22 protein-coding genes are annotated in these 16,804 nt (G+C 50.8%); 15 read left to right on the top strand and 7 right to left on the bottom strand.

Annotation, left to right across the window (positions count from 1 at the left end; translation table 11 throughout):
* From QWF21_RS12635 to QWF21_RS12650, 4 genes are read left to right on the top strand one after another with little or no spacing between them, the layout of a single operon-like run.
* Nucleotides 1–789, top strand: a complete 789-nt coding sequence (locus QWF21_RS12635; protein ID WP_330088412.1) for a ParA family protein — start codon at nucleotides 1–3, stop codon at nucleotides 787–789.
* Nucleotides 782–1,546, top strand: coding sequence for a chemotaxis protein CheW (locus QWF21_RS12640; protein ID WP_330088413.1), 765 nt, complete (start codon nucleotides 782–784; stop codon nucleotides 1,544–1,546). The genes QWF21_RS12635 and QWF21_RS12640 overlap by 8 nt, the downstream gene beginning before the upstream one ends.
* A 49-nt stretch (nucleotides 1,547–1,595) precedes the next feature.
* On the top strand, nucleotides 1,596–2,090 hold the full coding sequence (locus QWF21_RS12645; protein ID WP_330088414.1) for a chemotaxis protein CheW: 495 nt from the start codon (nucleotides 1,596–1,598) through the stop codon (nucleotides 2,088–2,090).
* Nucleotides 2,091–2,102: 12 nt separating this feature from the next.
* A complete protein-coding gene (locus QWF21_RS12650; protein ID WP_330088415.1) occupies nucleotides 2,103–2,528 on the top strand; it encodes a DUF2802 domain-containing protein in 426 nt (141 codons plus the stop codon).
* Here QWF21_RS12650 and QWF21_RS12655 read toward each other — a convergent pair.
* Both QWF21_RS12655 and fliK read right to left on the bottom strand, forming a co-directional pair.
* The gene (locus QWF21_RS12655; RefSeq protein ID WP_330088416.1) at nucleotides 2,525–2,824 is read right to left on the bottom strand and encodes an EscU/YscU/HrcU family type III secretion system export apparatus switch protein; all 300 of its coding nucleotides are present in this window, start codon (nucleotides 2,822–2,824) and stop codon (nucleotides 2,525–2,527) included. The genes QWF21_RS12650 and QWF21_RS12655 overlap by 4 nt on opposite strands.
* Nucleotides 2,825–2,835: 11 nt before the next feature.
* Nucleotides 2,836–4,665 carry a flagellar hook-length control protein FliK gene (gene fliK / locus QWF21_RS12660; protein WP_330088417.1) on the bottom strand — a complete coding sequence of 610 codons (1,830 nt, stop codon included), beginning with the start codon at nucleotides 4,663–4,665 and terminating at the stop codon, nucleotides 2,836–2,838.
* Between the two features lie 94 nt (nucleotides 4,666–4,759).
* On the opposite strand from fliK, the gene ccmA reads away from it, so the two are divergent.
* From ccmA to QWF21_RS12710, 10 genes are read left to right on the top strand one after another with little or no spacing between them, the layout of a single operon-like run.
* Nucleotides 4,760–5,386: a cytochrome c biogenesis heme-transporting ATPase CcmA gene (gene ccmA / locus QWF21_RS12665; RefSeq protein ID WP_330088418.1), complete on the top strand. Its 627-nt coding sequence runs from the start codon at nucleotides 4,760–4,762 to the stop codon at nucleotides 5,384–5,386.
* On the top strand, nucleotides 5,380–6,039 hold the full coding sequence (ccmB, locus tag QWF21_RS12670; RefSeq protein WP_330088419.1) for a heme exporter protein CcmB: 660 nt from the start codon (nucleotides 5,380–5,382) through the stop codon (nucleotides 6,037–6,039). Before ccmA ends, ccmB begins: the two co-directional genes overlap by 7 nt.
* A 1-nt stretch (nucleotide 6,040) precedes the next feature.
* On the top strand, nucleotides 6,041–6,778 hold the full coding sequence (locus QWF21_RS12675; RefSeq protein WP_330088420.1) for a heme ABC transporter permease: 738 nt from the start codon (nucleotides 6,041–6,043) through the stop codon (nucleotides 6,776–6,778).
* Complete coding sequence (ccmD, locus tag QWF21_RS12680; RefSeq protein ID WP_330088421.1) at nucleotides 6,778–6,981, top strand: heme exporter protein CcmD; 204 nt, start codon at nucleotides 6,778–6,780, stop codon at nucleotides 6,979–6,981. Before QWF21_RS12675 ends, ccmD begins: the two co-directional genes overlap by 1 nt.
* Nucleotides 6,978–7,469 carry a cytochrome c maturation protein CcmE gene (gene ccmE / locus QWF21_RS12685; protein ID WP_330088422.1) on the top strand — a complete coding sequence of 164 codons (492 nt, stop codon included), beginning with the start codon at nucleotides 6,978–6,980 and terminating at the stop codon, nucleotides 7,467–7,469. The genes ccmD and ccmE overlap by 4 nt, the downstream gene beginning before the upstream one ends.
* Nucleotides 7,469–9,469: a heme lyase CcmF/NrfE family subunit gene (locus QWF21_RS12690; protein ID WP_330088423.1), complete on the top strand. Its 2,001-nt coding sequence runs from the start codon at nucleotides 7,469–7,471 to the stop codon at nucleotides 9,467–9,469. The genes ccmE and QWF21_RS12690 overlap by 1 nt, the downstream gene beginning before the upstream one ends.
* Nucleotides 9,462–10,061 (top strand): redoxin family protein, encoded by a 600-nt coding sequence (locus tag QWF21_RS12695; RefSeq protein WP_330088424.1) that lies wholly within the window; start codon nucleotides 9,462–9,464, stop codon nucleotides 10,059–10,061. Before QWF21_RS12690 ends, QWF21_RS12695 begins: the two co-directional genes overlap by 8 nt.
* Nucleotides 10,058–10,513, top strand: coding sequence for a cytochrome c-type biogenesis protein (locus QWF21_RS12700; RefSeq protein ID WP_330088425.1), 456 nt, complete (start codon nucleotides 10,058–10,060; stop codon nucleotides 10,511–10,513). Before QWF21_RS12695 ends, QWF21_RS12700 begins: the two co-directional genes overlap by 4 nt.
* Nucleotides 10,513–11,718 carry a c-type cytochrome biogenesis protein CcmI gene (ccmI, locus tag QWF21_RS12705; protein WP_330088426.1) on the top strand — a complete coding sequence of 402 codons (1,206 nt, stop codon included), beginning with the start codon at nucleotides 10,513–10,515 and terminating at the stop codon, nucleotides 11,716–11,718. Before QWF21_RS12700 ends, ccmI begins: the two co-directional genes overlap by 1 nt.
* A 33-nt stretch (nucleotides 11,719–11,751) precedes the next feature.
* Complete coding sequence (locus QWF21_RS12710; RefSeq protein WP_330088427.1) at nucleotides 11,752–12,501, top strand: MlaA family lipoprotein; 750 nt, start codon at nucleotides 11,752–11,754, stop codon at nucleotides 12,499–12,501.
* Between the two features lie 43 nt (nucleotides 12,502–12,544).
* Here the strand turns inward: QWF21_RS12710 and QWF21_RS12715 are convergent, their stop codons facing one another.
* Complete coding sequence (locus QWF21_RS12715) at nucleotides 12,545–13,531, bottom strand: 2-hydroxyacid dehydrogenase (protein ID WP_330088428.1); 987 nt, start codon at nucleotides 13,529–13,531, stop codon at nucleotides 12,545–12,547.
* Between the two features lie 75 nt (nucleotides 13,532–13,606).
* Nucleotides 13,607–14,092 carry a glutathione peroxidase gene (locus tag QWF21_RS12720; RefSeq protein WP_330088448.1) on the bottom strand — a complete coding sequence of 162 codons (486 nt, stop codon included), beginning with the start codon at nucleotides 14,090–14,092 and terminating at the stop codon, nucleotides 13,607–13,609.
* A gap of 91 nt (nucleotides 14,093–14,183) precedes the next feature.
* Between QWF21_RS12720 and QWF21_RS12725 the strand changes: the two genes are divergently transcribed.
* A complete protein-coding gene (locus tag QWF21_RS12725) occupies nucleotides 14,184–15,068 on the top strand; it encodes an NAD(P)-dependent oxidoreductase (protein WP_330088429.1) in 885 nt (294 codons plus the stop codon).
* Between the two features lie 4 nt (nucleotides 15,069–15,072).
* Here QWF21_RS12725 and QWF21_RS12730 read toward each other — a convergent pair whose 3' ends face one another.
* From QWF21_RS12730 to QWF21_RS12740, 3 genes are all read right to left on the bottom strand, one after another.
* Entirely contained in the window at nucleotides 15,073–15,537 is a 465-nt protein-coding gene (locus QWF21_RS12730) for an RES family NAD+ phosphorylase (protein WP_330088449.1), read from the bottom strand.
* The gene (gene parS, locus QWF21_RS12735) at nucleotides 15,534–15,983 is read right to left on the bottom strand and encodes a type II RES/Xre toxin-antitoxin system antitoxin (RefSeq protein WP_330088430.1); all 450 of its coding nucleotides are present in this window, start codon (nucleotides 15,981–15,983) and stop codon (nucleotides 15,534–15,536) included. The genes QWF21_RS12730 and parS overlap by 4 nt, the downstream gene beginning before the upstream one ends.
* 163 nt (nucleotides 15,984–16,146) lie before the next feature.
* The gene (locus QWF21_RS12740) at nucleotides 16,147–16,803 is read right to left on the bottom strand and encodes a CoA transferase subunit B (protein WP_330088431.1); all 657 of its coding nucleotides are present in this window, start codon (nucleotides 16,801–16,803) and stop codon (nucleotides 16,147–16,149) included.
* Nucleotide 16,804: the final 1 nt, after the last annotated feature.

Consider the following 16,804-nt stretch of genomic DNA (forward strand, 5'->3'; position numbering starts at 1 on the left):
GTGGTGGTATGGACAATAGCAAATCAGAAAGGTGGGGTTGGTAAAACTACTACCACAGTCACGCTTGGAGCCTTACTGGCCGAGCGGGGACATCGGGTTCTTTTGGTCGATATCGATCCTCATGCATCCATGACCTATTATTTCGGTATTGATGCGGAAGAGCTGGAAGTGAGTGTTTACGATATTTTTATTCGTGGCAAAGATATCACCCGGGAAGAGATCCTGCAGTCGCTCTGCCCAAGTGGTATGGACAAACTCGATATTTTGCCTTCCTCCATGGCATTGGCAACGCTCGATCGATCATTAGGTAATAAAAATGGCATGGGGCTTATTTTAAAGAAAGCATTAGCCAAGCTGACTAAGGATTACGATTTCATTTTGTTGGATTGCCCACCGGTGATGGGGGTTTTGATGGTCAATGCACTTGCTGCCAGTGACCGGGTATTGGTACCGGTGCAAACTGAGTTTCTGGCGATTAAAGGCCTGGAACGCATGATCGCAACAATGGGATTGATGAAGCATTCCCAGCAAAAAGACTACAGCTTTACCATTGTACCTACCATGTACGATAAGCGCACCAAAGCATCGTTGGAAGCCTACAAGGAGCTAAAAGCCAAGTACAAGGATAAAGTCTGGTCGGCCGTGATACCCGTGGATACCAAATTTCGGGACGCAAGCCTTGCGCAAACACCACCATCAGTTTTCGCACCACGTTCGCGGGGCGTCTTTGCTTACAACACGCTGCTAAGTTATTTATTGCAGTTGTCGGCGGAGTCAGCGCATGTCTGATCGCTATGCCAGCAAAAAGGTCATGCAGCATTATCTGACTGCTTTACTAACTGACGACGACGTGCCGCAACAGCTGACGCGGCAAGAGCCGGACGTTAAACAGAAACTTGAATCTTTGCTGGCGAAAGTCACCACCACCAAGGTAGCTGCAGAGCCTGCTATTGTGCGCAAAGCTGCACTGGTCCCGGTGGAGCCAAAAGAAACAAAGCCGGCTGTTGCACCAAAACTCGATACTGCAGAGCTGCAGCAAGCTGTGGTCAGCCGTAAATCACAGCCTGGATTTACAGCCGAACAGGTGCTGACGGAGAAATCTTACCGGCAGGGGGATTTTCAAGCGCTGTTCTTTAGTGTGGCTGGCTTGACGGTTGCTTTGCCTTTAAAAGAATTAGGTGGGATTCACAAGTTAACATCAATCAACACCATGCCTGGTAACCCCGCCTGGTTTAAAGGGGTGATGTTACAACGAGAGCAAAAAATCAATGTGGTCGATACCGGGCTTTGGGTGATGCCAGAAAAATTTACGCTTGAACAAGCTGAATCGCATCAGTATCAATATGTTATAATGTTAAGTAACAGTGCGTGGGGTTTAGCTTGTGATAAACTGATTAATACAGTGACTTTATCTCAAGATGACGTAAAGTGGCGAGAAGCAGCGGGCAAACGGCCCTGGTTGGCTGGGCTGATAAAGCAGCACATGTGTGCTTTACTTGATGTGGATGCTTTAGTTGGCTTGTTACAGCAGGGGCAAGGGCGATAGAAGTAAGCTGAATACTGTGGGCTATACAACCCGCGGATGAGGAGCAGGAATGAGTAATGTAGCAAAGCAGAGCGCAAAAGATTCAGCAGACGGTGATCAGGTTCTGCAGTGGGTCACTTTCAAGTTGCAGGATGAGATCTATGGCATCAATGTTATGCAGGTGCAGGAAGTTTTGCGCTATACCGAGATTGCTCCGGTACCCGGAGCACCAGATTATGTTGTTGGAATTATAAACCTGCGCGGCAATGTGGTTACCGTGATTGATACCCGCACGCGTTTTGGTTTGGATGGTTCAGATATTACTGATAACACGCGTATTGTCATCATTGAGTCCGATAAGCAAGTGATAGGTATTTTGGTCGATAGTGTAGCCGAAGTGGTTTATCTGAAAGTATCGGAAATAGATACGGCTCCGAATGTTGGCAATGATGAAAGTGCGAAGTTTATTCAGGGCGTTACCAACCGTGATGGCGAGTTGCTGATTTTGGTGGATTTGAACAAATTGCTGACGGACGAAGAGTGGGATGAAGTTAGCGCTTTGTAATGAGGTAGTCGCATGATGGTTTGGTGGCTGGTGGCACTGACATTGCTGGTAGCATGGCTGCTATGGCGCAGCTTCCTGCTTGCGGCCATGCAGCAGACCGATGTAACTGACAGCTTGTTGCAACAGGCTCCGGCAGATGAGCATGAGCAGCAGCTTTCTTTGCTTCGAGCTGAATTAGCCGAGTTACGGTCTGGGGTTATCGGTGTTGGTCAACGGGTACTGGATCTGGAATCGCGGCTGCTTGAACAACAGCAATTGCTGGCGGCGCAAGGGGAGCAGTTGCAAGCGCTGCAACTGACAGAGCCTGAATCCAAAATATACAGCAGAGCGATGAAGATGGTACAGCTTGGAGCTGATTTGGAAGAGATCATGCGCGAGTGTGAATTGCCAAGGGCTGAAGCCGAGTTGCTGTATAACCTGCATCAGCAAAAGTCTTAAGTTTTCAAATCAATGCGCTGATGGATGTTGTGCCATTTATCCGGGAATTTTCCTTGCAATACATACGAAAAAGCAATCAGTTCGGCGATAACTACATACAGCTCTTTGGGTATAGAGTCACCCAGTTCAATCTGGCTGAGTAACTTAATTAGCTCTTCATCTTCGTGCACCAGAACGCCGTGCTCTCTGGCAACAGCCAGAATGTCTTCAGCGAGCTCACCGTGGCCCTTTGCAATCACTTTGGGGGCAGCTTTGCCATCGTACTTGAGTGCGGTGGCCGACTTTTCTTTTTTCATCGTCAAACTCCTCAGGCTTGCACGGTAATCAAGCTGCTGTGCTTAGAGAATAAAGTGTCAGGTACTATACCAAGCTGGCATTCGGCTTGTTCTACGGTAATGCCCTGGGCCACCAGGCGTTCAGTTAATAATGGCATAAATTGCTTAGCCAGTGTCTGTGCCTGGCTTTGCTCTGTGTAAATCTGCAAGCTTAAACGATTCTCCTGCAAGCGGGCTGTGGCCATCAACTTGCCCAGCTCCAGTAAATCGAAGTGCATGGTGAGTTGCCATATACGGGCTTTGTTACCAGTTGCCGACGATGACTCCTCGCGTTGTTCAATTTTTAGTTGTAGCTGAGTGCTTTGTTGCTCCAGTTGAATGGGCAGTTGCAACAAAAACTGATTGGGAGTTTGCTGTTGCAATTCAGCACTGGCGAGTTGGCTCTGTTGTATAGCATTGCTGTGGCTTGCTAGTTGACGCAACAGCTGACCAGCACTTTGCGAGTCCAGCTGTTGCAGCAATGGGGTTAAGCGTTGTCCTGCGCTTTGCAAAGCAGTTGAAGCAGGACGCTGGCTTAATTTACCGAGCAGCAATTGAATGGCGATAGCCAGGGTGCCGGCAGCGCTGCTGCTATGTTGTGTTGGTTGCTGCAAGGGATGGAACTGCAGTATGGCCTGGAGGTGCTGTTGTATTTGTGCGGCAGGCAGCACCTGCTGTGGTCCGGGTAACTGTTGGCGGATCTGTTGCAACGCTTGTTGTAGCTCTGGCGGAAGTTCTGGCAAACTGGCCAGCCGAGCGGGACTATCCGCCAGCACGGGCAATAACGAGCGCCAGGCAGCATCCAATAACAGCCGCGCAGTTGGTTGTGGAGCTGAGGCGGGACTCTTCTGCAAGATACCTTGTTGCCATTGTACAGGGCGGTTAAATGCTTCGGGGGCAAGTATCAGCTTTTGGTCGTATTTGTGATGCGATTGAAACTGCAATTGCCAGTGCTGAGATTCCTGCTGCAGGGCAATCTGATAGCTACCAGATGGCAGTCGCACTTGTGGCAATGGCATCATCAAGCCACCCAATTGCAGGTATTGTTGCTGCATACGGGCAGGTAAAGCATGCTGTTGAATACTCTGTGCCAGACTATGCAGCAATTGCTGCTGCAACTGTGTTGGCAATGTCAGTTGCTGGTAGAGAGGCCGGGGGCTGGCCTTTGCAATAGCCGGCTCATTTGTACTGCCAGTTGAGAGTGGCATAGCCGCTGGTGCCAGCGCAGATTTTGGTTGTACTTTGGGTTGGATATCAAGAAATAAACTGGGCTCTTGTCCTGTGCCAAGACTGATGCTTGTCTGGACCCGTGCCTGTGGGTGTTGTGCCAAGAGGGATTGAATCGTTCGGTGCAGTGCATCTGGCAGAGTCAATACCGGGCCTTGTGGAAGCTTGATCTGACTTTGTTGCGGATTGCTAAGAAGCTCTACCACCAACTGTGTTGCCGAACTGACAGCTCCTGTTGGAGGGCTGGAGTGGCCGGTATGAGACCAGTTCAGAGCCAGAGTCAGAGCCTGCTGTTGATTCAATGGAAAGCTTTGCAGCGCTTCACCTTTGGTTTGAATATGAATTTGAATACGGCCATCTGGTAGTTGTTGAAAGCTGGCTTGCATTGGCGTGCCATTGTTGGCTGACATACTTTTGGGCAAGTGTAGCTGAAGTATTCCCTGGCTGGTTGATAGTTGCAACAAACGGGCACCCTGTACCGGATCGGTCAGCAAAACGCCGTGATAGCTTTTTTCTGGTTGCAATGTAATAACAGCACTGCTGCTCCGTCCGTTAGCTGCAACCTGTAGTAGCGGCTCAAGTTTGATCGGGTTCATGTTTTTGTCATTTTTACCATGCTTGTGCTGTCCTGATGCGTTCGTATTCCAGTTGGAATATGGTAAGATCCGCGCAAATTTACAGGAGGCCATAGTGACCGACTTTCTACGCGCCCGCGGTTTAAGTTGTATCCGCCAGGACAGAGTACTGTTCCAAGCGCTTGATCTTGAGTTGTCACCTGGCCAGCTGTTGCAAATACAAGGTAAAAATGGCGCAGGTAAAAGTTCATTGTTACGCCTGCTGGCCGGTTTGTCCACTCCGGATGATGGAGAGATCTTATTTCAGGGCCAACCCTTGGCAGTGCAGGCTGAACACTATGCTGCTTCTTTATGTTATATCGGCCACCACAGCGGTATTCATGAGCAATTGACAGCAATGGAGAATATCGCTTTTTGGCGGGCGGCTTACCAATTACCCTACAGCGATAGCATGCAGCTTTTAGGTTCGCTGGGGCTGGCCGGTTTAGAAGATGTGCCTTGCCGTATGTTATCTGCTGGCCAGCAACGGCGGGTATCCCTGGCCCGTCTTTGGTTAACCAAAGCTCCTCTATGGATCCTTGATGAGCCTTTTACGGCACTAGATCAGCAAGCCATCCAGCGTTTACAGCAATGCTTTCATCAACACCTGGCCGCTGAAGGGGCTATTATCGTGACCACGCATCAAGCCTTGAGTCAGGATTTTCCCAGTTTAAGAACTATGGAGCTGGCGTACCGATGGTAATGACTTTTTTACGCCGGGAGCTGGTTTTATTGGGGCGACAGAAAGCTGATTGGCTGAATCCGTTATTGTTTTTTATCATTGTACTGACTTTGTTCCCATTAGGGGTTGGACCAGAGCCAAATCAGTTACGTATAATGGCCCCTGGTATTGTATGGATTGCTGCGCTACTCAGTGTATTGTTGGCTGCAGAGCGGTTGTTTCGTGATGATTACCGCAATGGCGTGATAGAGCAGTTGGTTGCATCCAGGCAAGGATTGATGGCATTTGTACTGGCAAAAGCTGCCGCAAACTGGTTAAGCACAGGTTTGCCGCTGGTATTGCTATCGCCTGTTGTTGCTATGTTACTTGGTGTTGAGTCAGCGGCTTTTGTTGCCATGATGCTGACCCTGCTGCTGGGGACACCTTTGCTGAGTATTCTGAGCGTACTTGGTGCAGCGCTGACTATGTCTGCCGATAAAGGCGGTATTTTACTGGCGTTGCTGATTTTGCCGCTGTATATCCCATTGCTGATTTTTGCCAGTGCAGCAATTGAAGCTGCCAGTATGGGGCTACCCTACAGTGGACAACTTGCTATTCTGGTTGCCATGCTTTTTTTAGCGTTGGCTTTGGTGCCGCTGGCTGTAGCCAGTGCTTTGCGGATTAATGTGAGTTAGTATGTTTAAATGGTTGCACCCACTTGCTAAACCTGAAACCCTCTACCATTTTTGTGGGCGTTTGTTCCCCTGGCTGATGCTGTCGGCCGTTTCTATCTTGTTGTTTGGGAATATATGGGGGCTAGTGTTTGCTCCACCGGATTACCAGCAGTTTGATACAGTTCGTATTATTTACATCCATGTTCCCGCTGCTTTGCTGTCTATGAGCACCTATACCATGATGGCGATTGCCGCTTTTATTGCATTGGTTTGGCAGGTCAAAGTGGCGCAGTGGTCTGTGTTGGCCATTGCTCCTATTGGTGCCGTCTTTACCGCAATCTCTTTACTTACTGGCATGGCCTGGGGTAAACCGATGTGGGGTACCTGGTGGGAGTGGGATGCGCGCTTAACTTCACAATTAATTTTGTTGTTTCTCTACCTTGGTGTGATCGCTCTCTATGGCGCTTTTTCTGATCGTCAGACTGGCGGCAAGGTCGCGTCTTTGCTAGCGCTGATTGGCATTGTGAATGTACCGATTATTCATTTTTCGGTAGAGTGGTGGAATACCCTGCATCAGGGAGCGAGCATCACTAAGTTTGATAGTCCGTCAGTGCATCCAAGCATGCTGTGGCCCTTGTTGATTAGCTTGCTGGGTTTCTACCTGCTGATGCTGGCTTTAGTTTGCCTGCGTTTGCGCACTGCTATTTTAGAACATGAGCAGCATCGCCCCTGGGTTCGGTCCACACTGGGAGGACACTAATGCAGTTTGATAGTTTCAGTGATTTTCTGGCCATGGGGGGCTACGGCTTTTTCATTTGGTTAGCATATGGTTTGACCTATGGTTTATTGATTGGCCTGGTCGGTTACTGTTTCTGGGAAATGAAGGCCTTTCATCAGAGCTTTCGCCAGAAGTTGGCGCGGGCACAACGCATTAAGCAGTATCAGGAGACTGAACATCCATGAATGCACGACGACAGAAACGGTTGTGGTCCATCGTAGCAATGTTAGCTTTGGTAGCCGGCTCCATAGGTGCTATGTTGTACGCGCTGCAGCAAAACATCAATTTATTCTATACCCCCACCCAGTTGGTCGAGGGGATAGGTGCAGATAAAATTCGGCCAGAAATAGGCCAGCGCTTGCGTATTGGTGGCGTGGTGGTTGAAGGCTCGGTGGTTCGTGATCCGGATTCCTTGCTGGTGCGCTTTGATCTGGTCGATACCGGCCCAACCGTGACGGTAGAATACAACGGCATTTTGCCGGACTTGTTTCGTGAAGGGCAAGGCATCGTAGCACAAGGCCATCTGGTTGAAGAGCGCTTGATTCGTGCGTCGGAAGTACTGGCCAAGCACGATGAAGAATATATGCCGCCCGAAGTGGCCAAAGCCTTAAAAGGTATCAAGCACGTGCCGCCATCGCAGCAAACTGCGACTGAGTCAGCAGGGGGTTACTGATGATCCCTGAACTTGGCCAACTGGCACTGACTTTCTCTTTTGCTTTGTCTTTGTTACTGGGGGTGGTGCCGCTGTGTGGCAGTTACACCGGTAATGAACGAGCGTTGATGCTTGGTAAGCCCTTAGCCCTGGCAGCCGCTTTGTTTGCTGGCCTGGCTTTTGTAGCGCTGAGCTATGCTTTTTACACCGATGATTTTACGGTGATCAATGTTGCCTCCAATTCAAGCTCGGTATTGCCTTGGTATTACAAGCTTACTGCAACCTGGGGCTCTCATGAAGGCTCCATGTTGCTTTGGGTATGGATCCTAACATTATGGACCGCCGCGGTTGCCTTGTTTTCAAAGCAACTGCCGCTTTTAATGCAAGGGCGGATTTTAGGCATTATGGGCTGGATTGGCGTTGGTTTTATTGCCTTCTCACTCTTTATGTCCAATGCTTTTGAACGTAGCCTGCCGTACTTCCCGGTGGAGGGCAATGATCTGAACCCGCTGCTGCAGGATTTTGGCATGATCATTCATCCGCCTTTGCTGTATATGGGTTATGTTGGTTTTGCAGTATCTTTTGCCTTTGCCATTGCTGCCTTGCTTGGCGGCAAATTTGATAGCACCTGGGCGCGTTGGGCTCGGCCATGGACGTTAGCAGCCTGGATGTTTCTCACGCTCGGTATCATGCTTGGCAGTTGGTGGGCTTACAAAGAGCTGGGGTGGGGCGGTTGGTGGTTCTGGGACCCGGTAGAGAATGCCTCCTTTATGCCCTGGTTGGTTGGCACAGCCCTTATTCATACGCTGGCAGTGACAGAAAAGCGGGGAACCTTTAAATCCTGGACCGTGCTGCTGGCACTGGCTACTTTTTCACTTAGTTTACTGGGTGCTTTTTTAGTTCGTTCCGGTGTGCTGGTATCGGTGCATTCTTTTGCTACCGATCCAAGTCGTGGTATGTTCCTGTTGGTGTTTTTGCTGATTGTCATCGGTGGCTCTTTGCTGCTTTATGCGCTGCGGATGCGCTCAGTTCGCAGCCAGGCACGGTATCAACTGTTTTCCCGTGAAGTCATGCTGTGGGGCAACAATGTCTTTATGCTAACTGCCACCTTGGTGGTGTTTTTGGGCACTCTGCTGCCATTGTTCCATCAGGAGCTGGGCCTTGGATCCATTTCCATTGGGGAACCTTTCTTTGATGCGATGTTCTTTTATCTGACCATCCCATTTAGCTTGCTGCTTGGGCTTGGCCCCTGGGTACGTTGGAAACAGCAAAAGTGGCAGCCACTAATACCACCTCTGGCAATGGTTGCCGTAGCTGCATTGATGGTCGCGGTTGGTCTGATGGCAGCGACGCAATCGGTACAAGCCAATGTTGCTTTGCTTGGCTTGTTGCTCGGGGCCTGGGTTGGTATGTCGGCTTTGGGCGAGGTTGGGCAGCGAATTCGTCAGTTTGGGCAGGGGTTGGCTGGTATTCGTAAGCTTAGTGCCAGCCATTATGGCATGACTACAGCACACATTGGTTTTGCGGTGTTGGTGATTGGTATTGCCATGACCACCACCTACAGTGTCGAGCGAGATGTACGGATGCAGGTAGGCGATACCGTCACTTTATCTGGCTATGAATTCACCTTGCTCGATCTGTACAAGCTGGATGGACCTAACTATGGTGGTGAAGCGGCTGATCTTAAAGTGGAACGGGATGGTCGTTTTATCACCAACCTGCATGCTGAAAAGCGTTTTTACACCATTCAGCGCACGGTGATGACCGAAGCCGCGATCCATGCCCGTTTAAGCCGGGATCTTTATGTCTCCTTAGGCGAAGCTCTACCGGGAGATGCCTGGTCGTTTAAAGTGCAGGTCAAACCCTTTGTCCGTTGGATCTGGTTGGGTGGCTTGCTGATGGCCATAGGGGCAACCTGGTCTTTGCTGGATGTGCGCTATCGCCGTAAAGTATTGCGCCGGGACACTGTGCCTCAGGCCGGTGAGCTGTCAGATAAGCACAAGGAGCTGGCCCATGCGTAAATGGTTGTTCTTTGCGCCACTGGCAATTTTTCTGGGGGTCTCGGTGTTTTTATTCACCGGTTTGTTTTCCGATCCCTGGACCAGAGACTCAGTTTTACTAAACCGGCCTTTGCCCGAGTTTGACTTGCCGGATTTAATGCAACCCGAACAGCGTTGGAATCGCGAGTTGCTCACCGGCGAACCTTTTTTACTGAGTGTTTGGGGCGTCTGGTGCCCGACTTGTAAAGCTCAGTTAGGTTTTATGACTGAACTGAAAGAGCAAGGCATCAAGGTCGTTGGCTTGTATTATCCTTTACCCGTCGATCCAGCCTTTGGCGATCACTTCAGCCTGGGGCAATTGCAGCGGGATGTGCAGCGTGAGCTGGCTTACTTTGGCAATCCCTATCAGTTCAATATCCTGGACGAAAACCGTCGTTTATCATTGGATCTAGGGGTGTCGGGTTCACCTGAAACGTTCCTGGTGGATGCAACGGGTAAAATTCGTATGCACCATGTTGGTGATATCAATCCACGGGTATGGCGGCAAAAATTTGAGCCTGCGCTTGAGCAATTACAGCAGACAAGTCTGGTTCAGTTGGGAGCTCAACCATGAGCCGCTTAGTCATACTTTTGATGCTGTTTTGCAGTCTGCCACTTTGGGCTGGTCAGGAAATTCTGCCATTTGAAGATGACGCTAAGCGGCAACTCTATCAGGAGCTGGTGCAACAACTTCGCTGTCCACAGTGTCAGAATCAGAATATTGCGGATTCCAATGCCGTGGTATCGATTGATATGCGCACTAAAACTTACGAGCTGGTGCAGCAAGGGCACACAAAGCAAGAGGTCATTGAGTTTATGGTCGACCGCTACGGTAACTTTGTGCATTACAGCCCACCACTAAATCCGCTGACGATCCTGCTGTGGGTGTTACCTGTGTTGCTGTTGGCCCTGATGCTGTGGTACATGCTGCGCCGCCGACAAATCGTACAAACTCCTGAGGTATCCAATCCGGCGCTGGAGCGGGAACTGGATGCCATTATCGACGCTTACCGGAGTAAAAAATAATGATCTGGCAGTTAGTAGTGGGGGCAGTGCTGATGCTGGCCCTTAGTATTGTATTTCTTGCCTGGCCTCGTACTGTCAGGGCTGGTGAGCAGCAAACTCCGGCGCAATTGTTTGCTGAACGGATGGATTTGTTGGCTTCAGCGCGCGATGCCGGCGAGCTGGCAGAGCAAGACTTTGACAGTGCAGCCAATGAGTTGAAGCAGCAATTTCTGGAGCAAGAAGCCAGAGCAATGGAACTGAAAGCCTCTCACAGCAGTTGGCGTTGGTACGGTGGTTTAAGTGCTGCTCTGGTCTTGATGGTTGCTGGTATTTACAGTTGGAACGGTCATTACCGTGAGCTTGCCGATTGGCAACTGGCTCAGCAAAAGTTACCTGAATACGGTGAGCGTGCTTTGTTGGAGCGTGGCGAACCCCTGAGCGAGCAAGAACTGGCCCGCTTTGGTTTGGCTCTTCGTACCAAGCTGGCACGGGATGGCGATGATGCGGCAGCCTGGTTCTTGTTGGGGCGTATCTGGTTGTCGCAAGGTTTTATGCTGGATGCCATTGATGCTTTTGAAAAAGCCCTGCAGATGACTCCCAACCGGCCAGCGCTTTTGATCAGCTACAGCCAGGCTCTGTTAGTGGTTGGGGGCGATGATAAGCTGGCTAAAGCAGGTCGTGCTTTAGCGCGGGCCTTAACGGCTGAGCCGGATAATCTGGACGCTTTGTCCTTACTGGCTTATGTCGCTTATGAAAAAGGCGATATGACAGAGGCTGCCGCAGCCTGGACCATCTTACTTGACCGCTTGCCAACTAGCGATCCGCGCTATGCGGTGGTGCTGGAAAAATTGCAGGAGTTAGGACATGAAGTTAGTGCCCGGCAAGAGCGTGTGGTGCTCTTAACGCTGGATGTAGATCAGACGTTACGACAACAGTATCCAGATGCCAGTGTCTTTGTATTTGTCCGTCAGCCCGATGGCCCGGCCTTGCCCGTAGCCGCACAACGTATTCCGGTACCTGCTGGAGAACTGCAATTAATGTTAACTGAAGAGATGGCAATGCAGCCAGGCTGGACTTTGGCCAGTATTGATGATGTGGAAGTCGTGGCTCGTTTCTCTCCTAGTGGTACCGTCGATGATCGACAAGGTAGTTTTGAGGTGGTTTCAGCACCACAGTTATTCAATGATGGTAAAGTGCAGGTATCGTTACGGCTACAGGCTGATTAGTTGTGTAGCCAGGTGAAGAAAAGAGGACAGATCTTGAGAACAAAGTACTTTATGAAACTGGCAACTTTGTGTTGTGTGACTTTGGGTCTGATGGCCTGTGCCAGTGCCCCCCAGGAGCCGCCCGTTGAACGGGACCCGCGTGACTCGTTAGAGGGCTTTAACCGCGCCATGTGGGAGTTGAATTACGAGGTGCTGGATCCGGGTATAGTGCGGCCAGCGACAGTTGGTTACATGAAGGTAGTACCAACACCTGCCAGGCGGGGGGTGGATAATTTTCTTACCAACTTACGTGAGCCTGATAGCTTCGTTAATGCTACCTTGCAAGGCAAGCCATCCAGTATGGCAATCACTGCGGGACGCTTTTTAGTCAATAGTACCATCGGGGTCTTTGGGCTTTTTGATGTTGCTACCAAAATAGGCTTGCAGGAAAGACGTGAAGACTTTGGTCAAACGCTGGCGGTTTGGGGCGTGGGTGAAGGTTCTTTTCTGATGGTGCCGGCACGCGGCCCTTCTACGGTGCGTGACACCGGTGGTGATTTGGTCGATGCTTTTTATTCACCACTAGGTCTTTTCAATACGCCGCTTACCATTACCCGTTATGTTCTGACAGGCCTTACACAGCGTGAAAAAGCGATGTCGATGGAGCACTTGCTGGAAGACTCTTTTGATCCCTACGCTTTTATCCGCGAAGCTTATTTGCAAAATCGGTTGTACGAAATTTACGATGGCAATCCACCAGAGCAGGATGATTACGACGATTCGTATCTGGATGAGTTTTTCTGATCATTAAAAAGCGAGCCAAATGGCTCGCTTTTTAGCTACCAGCTCAACAGAGCTCATTGCCACTGGCTTTGCCTTTGGCAAAAGCCATCAGATTGTCACTGGTGATCTGGCTGATTTGCTGCATGGCCTCTTCGGTAAAAAAGGCCTGATGGCCAGTGATCAACACGTTGGGGAAGGTGAGCAAGCGCTTAAAAACATCGTCGTCGATCACCATTTCTGATAAGTTTTCAAAGAATAAATCGGCTTCCTGCTCGTACACATCCAGCCCCAGATAACCAATTTTTCGGCTTTTTAGTGCCTGAATCACTGCTTTGGTGTCAATCAAGCCGCCACGGCTGGTATTGATCAGCATAACATTCTGCTTCATGAGTTCCAGGCTATCCTGATTAATCAGATAACGGCTTTCCGGGGTTAGTGGGCAGTGCAAACTGATGATATCGGCTGCACGGTACAATTCAGGCTGGGGCACATAGCGTGCACCCAGCTGTTTTAGTTCGGCATCTTCGTACAGATCGTGGCACAGCAGGTTGCAGCCAAAGCCCAGCAAGATTTTTGCCGTCGCTTTGCCAATACGGCCGGTACCTATCAGGCCAACGGTTTTGCCGTGCATATTAAAGCCGAGCAAACCATCAAGCGAAAAGTTATCGTCCCGTACCCGGTTGTAGGCTTTGTGCAGTTTACGGTTGAGTGTCAGCATCATACCAACGGTATGTTCAGCGACGGCTTCTGGCGAGTAGGCGGGTACCCGGGCCACCTGAATACCGAGCTGTTTGGCTGCGTCCAAATCGACATTGTTAAACCCAGCACAGCGCAAGGCAATCATCCGTATGCCTTCATCATGCAAGGCTTGCAGCACAGGTGCTGATAAATCATCGTTTACAAAAGCGCATATGGCGCTGCTGCCTGCGGCCAATGCCACCGTATCCGGGTTTAACTTTAGCTCCAAATAATGAAAATCCAGAGCAGCATCAGCCCAGCGGCTAAAGGCTTGTTGATCGTATTTTTTTGCACTGTATACAGTAACTTTCATCGGATGTCCTTTTTCAGTTTGTACAGAGTGTAGCAAAAACAGTGCAAGTTTTGTTGCGATTGATCAACGCATACTTTATTGCTGAAGTAATTCGTCGATACTCTGTTTGAGTGCCAGTGGCTTGGTGCGTGGGGCATAGCGCTTAACAACCTCGCCTTTGGTATTGACTAAGAATTTGGTGAAGTTCCATTTGATGGCACGGGTTTTTAGCAAGCCTCGGGCCTGGTTTTTCAGGAACTCAAACAAGGGTTCGGCTTCAGGACCATTCACCTGTACTTTTGCCATGACCGGAAAACTGACGCCATAATTAAGCTGGCAAAACTGCTGGATCTCCTGATCCGAGCCGGGCTCCTGACCACCAAACTGATTGCAGGGAAAGGCCAGAATGACGAAGTCGCGATCTTTATAGGTTTGATACAGGCTTTCCAGCTCCTGGTACTGAGGTGTAAAGCCACACTGGCTGGCGGTATTGATCACCAATACGGTTTTGCCTTTGTACTGTGATAAGTCGACAGGCTTGCCCTGTGCGTCTTTCACGGTAAAGTGATGCAGGTTGTTCATCCGTTCTTCCCCAAAAGGTTTTTGCTTTTTTGCGGCCATCTTTGTACGCTTAGCGCCACTACATAGTTTACGACAGAAGTAAGACACTGGTATGACAAATTCCGCAAACAGCAAAAAAGTCGCCTTTATTGGTTTGGGTGTGATGGGGTTCCCAATGGCCGGTTTTTTACAAAAGAACGGTCATGAGACCAGGGTGTATAACCGCACCAGTTCAAAAGCAGGACAGTGGACGCAGCAGTATGGTGGCTTACATGGCAGTACTCCGGCAGAAGCGGCACTGGGTGCCGAGCTGGTGTTCCTGTGTGTGGGTAATGACGACGATGTGCGCTCTGTGGTCTATGGCGAACATGGGGTGCTGGCTAGCATGCAGCCTGGTTCGGTGCTGATCGATCACACCACCGCTTCAGCTGAGCTGGCCCGTGAGCTGGCGGCAGCTTGTGCTGAGCAAGGCATTGGCTTTTTGGATGCACCGGTATCCGGCGGCCAGGCCGGGGCTGAAAACGGGGTGCTGACCATTATGGTCGGCGGCGACAGCGAGGCCTATGCCAAAGCCGAGCCGGTGATGCAAGCCTATGCTCGCTGCTGCAAGCTGCTGGGACCGGCTGGTGCTGGTCAATTGGCGAAAATGGTCAATCAAATTTGCATCGCTGGTGTAGTTCAAGGCCTGGCGGAAGGGCTGCATTTTGCCCAAAACGCCGGTTTGGATGCTGCCGCTGTGGTGGAGGTGATTTCACAGGGCGCTGCCCAGTCCTGGCAAATGCAAAACCGGTATCAAACCATGCTCAAAGGCGAATACGATTTTGGCTTTGCGGTTGATTGGATGCGTAAAGATCTCAGCATCGCCCTTAACGAGGCCCGCAAAAATGGCAGCCATCTGCCACTGACTGCTCTGGTCGATCAGTTCTACAGCGAAGTCCAGCGCATGGGGGGTAACCGCTGGGATACGTCCAGCCTGCTGGCCCGGTTGCAGAAGTAGTTGCTCAGCGGCTTAATCGTGGATCCGGCATAAAATCCAGTTCCATCCGATTCTCGAGGCAGGCTGGGTAGTCGGGGTGGGCTGGGTTGAGCAGAATGTTGTGCTCGCGCGGCGCCAGCACACTGGGTACCACCAGGGCCAGGCTGGCTTGTTCTTGCAGCCAGCTGTCACCAATGTTGGCGGTCTCAGCGCTGGCCGGTTGCATCTGCCAGTTGGCGGGGAGGTGCTGCGAGCTCAGGCTAAGCAAGGCATCGTCCGGCAGACTCAACTGAAATAAGCGAAACTGCTTTAGTGCTACTCGGTTGTTCAAATGTACCAGCACTTCTAAAATAGCCAGAGCTTCCGAACCTGCAGTGTAGATACAGGTGTTGCCTTTGCTGTTCCAACGCCCGCCATAGAGCCTGGCACCTTCGCCATCAAATGCCTGAGCAGCCCACTTTTGATGCACCAGTCGGTACAGCAGCATCAGCTGAAGACGCCATGCTCTAAACGACCAATCAGATCCAGCACCGCCTGGCTTTCTGCCGAGGTGGCCAGCATCTCAATCGGAGCCTGATCGCCAAGGCCATACACGGGCTGTGTCAGCCAGCCTTTAATGGCAGCACTATCGCCATCAAACAAGCTGCTGGCAGCCGCAAAGACGGTGGCAAAGCGATACAGCCGGTCGCTTTCATCCTGAGTAAAGCGGCCGCTTCTCGCGCGCCGGGCCAGGGTAGCAGGGGCCAACTGACAAACCGCTGCCAGTTGCTTTTTATCCAGGGTGGACAGTGCTGCCAGTTTATCAAACACCTGGTAGTTAAAGCCTTGGTGCAGTGCCTGATACAGCTTAGGACCACGCTCAGCAATGCCGATTTGCTGCCAGATATCTGGTTTGGCGTAATAGGGGCGTGGGTTATAGTCTCGTACGGTTTGCATGCTGTGGTCTTTATCAGTTGATATGCATTAATTGTATCAGATGATTTTTTGTGGTCAATAAATCAGCACTTTTATCTGTGGAGAGTGTCGATGTTGGATGTTACGTGATGAATGATGAGTGGTCGCTGCAATAAAAAAGGCGCCATGTCGGCGCCCTGTGCGATTAAAACTGCATTTCCGGGATATCGCCAGATACCACCAGCTTACCACCGGTTTTTTGCTGAATCTCTTCAACTGAGATACCAGGCGCCCGCTCCAGCAGATGGAAAGCGCCATCCCGTACTTCCAGCACCGCCAGATCGGTGACGATTTTCTTCACACAGCCCACGCCGGTCAGGGGTAGGGTGCAGTCCGGTAACAGCTTGCTGTTGCCGTGCTTGTCGGCGTGCGTCATGGTGACAATGATGTTCTGCGCGCCGGCTACCAAATCCATAGCGCCGCCCATGCCTTTGACCAGCTTGCCTGGGATCATCCAGCTGGCGATGTTGCCGTGTTGGTCGACTTCAAACGCGCCCAGTACCGTTAAATCGACATGGCCGCCGCGGATCATGGCAAAGCTCTCAGCAGAGCTGAAAATAGCGGCACCGGTTGCTGCGGTCACGGTTTCTTTGCCGGCATTGATCATATCGGCATCGATTTCTGCTTCGGTTGGGTAGGGGCCCATGCCCAGCAGGCCGTTTTCCGATTGCAGCATTACCTCAATGCCTGCTGGCACGTAGTTGGCGACCAGGGTAGGGATACCAATACCAAGGTTTACGTAGAAGCCATCTTGCAGTTCCTGCGCCACTCGCATAGCGACTTGTTCACGTGATAAAGCCATT

Source organism: Alkalimonas mucilaginosa (assembly GCF_036327005.1).
In the GTDB taxonomy this organism is placed as follows: domain Bacteria; phylum Pseudomonadota; class Gammaproteobacteria; order Enterobacterales; family Alteromonadaceae; genus Alkalimonas; species Alkalimonas mucilaginosa.